Below are 1,056 nucleotides of genomic sequence, written 5' to 3' on the forward strand. Positions count from 1 at the left end.
TGGGAGTGGGGGAGGTCAGGACAAGGCGTCGAAGCCGGCGCGGAGGTGGGTGAGCCGATCCGTCAGGTCGGTCAGGGGTGAGGCGAGTGCCGGGTGCCACGGTGACCAGCGAGACGGCGTTCCTGGTCGACTTCCTGCCGGTGATCCGCCGGACGCTGAGGCGGACCGGCTTCACCATCGACCACGTGCAGTACTTCAGCGACGCGCTCAAGCCCTGGATCGCCCGCCGGGATCGGCTGGAGAAGTTCGTGCTACGCCGCGACCCGCGCGACATCTCCCGAATCTGGGTGCTGGACCCCGACGGACACGCCTACCTGCCGGTGCCGTACCGGACCCTGTCGCGCCCGCCGATCAGCGTGTGGGAGCAGCGCGCCGCGATCGCCCGGCTGCGCGAGCAGGGTCGCGCCCAGGTCGATGAGAACGCCCTGTTCGCCATGGTGGAGCAGATGCGGCAGATCACCGAGACTGTGGCGGCCAAGACCCGCCGCGCCCACCGCGAGGTCGAGCGCCGCTCGGCGACCCCTACCCCGCGAGAGGCTGTGCCGGCGCCCCCGCCACCGACTTCGCTGCCAGTCGAGGGGTACGCGGATGGGGAGCCGGTGCGGCCGTTCGAGGTGATCGAGCAGTGGTGAGCCACGAGCCGGAGTTCGAGATCGAGCTGGAGCCGGGGCCGGTGGAGGATCTGTCGCACCTGCATGAAAGCGCCCGGCCGGTGGCCCGGCTGCCCGCCGCTGAGCGGCGGGCCCGGGTTCGGGCGGATCGGTGGATCGGCTACACCCGCGCCACCCAGGCGCTGGACCAGCTGCACACCTTGTTGGAGTGGCCGGCCAAGCAGCGGATGCCGAATCTGCTGGTGATCGGGCCGACCAACAACGGCAAGTCGATGATCGTGGAGAAGTTCCGGCGCTCGCACCCGCCGATCTCGCACCCGGACGCCGAGGAGATCCCGGTGCTGGTCGTGCAGATGCCCTCCGATCCGCACGTTGCGCGCTTCTACACCGCGCTGCTGAGCGCGCTCGGCGCGCCGCTGCGCCCCCGGCAGCGCGGTGTAGAAGC

The 1,056-nt window shown here is 71.0% G+C and carries 2 protein-coding genes; both read left to right on the forward strand.

Going from position 1 to position 1,056, the window contains the following annotated elements; all coding sequences use genetic code 11:
- Window positions 1-101: 101 nt before the first annotated feature.
- Complete coding sequence (locus AB0J09_RS65710; RefSeq protein WP_360714743.1) at window positions 102-632, forward strand: Mu transposase C-terminal domain-containing protein; 531 nt, start codon at window positions 102-104, stop codon at window positions 630-632.
- 26 nt (window positions 633-658) lie between these two features.
- The coding region (locus tag AB0J09_RS65715; protein WP_360714745.1) for a TniB family NTP-binding protein at window positions 659-1,056 on the forward strand (398 nt) is incomplete at its 3' end.

The organism is Nonomuraea sp. NPDC049784 (genome assembly GCF_040659615.1).
Lineage (GTDB): Bacteria > Actinomycetota > Actinomycetes > Streptosporangiales > Streptosporangiaceae > Nonomuraea.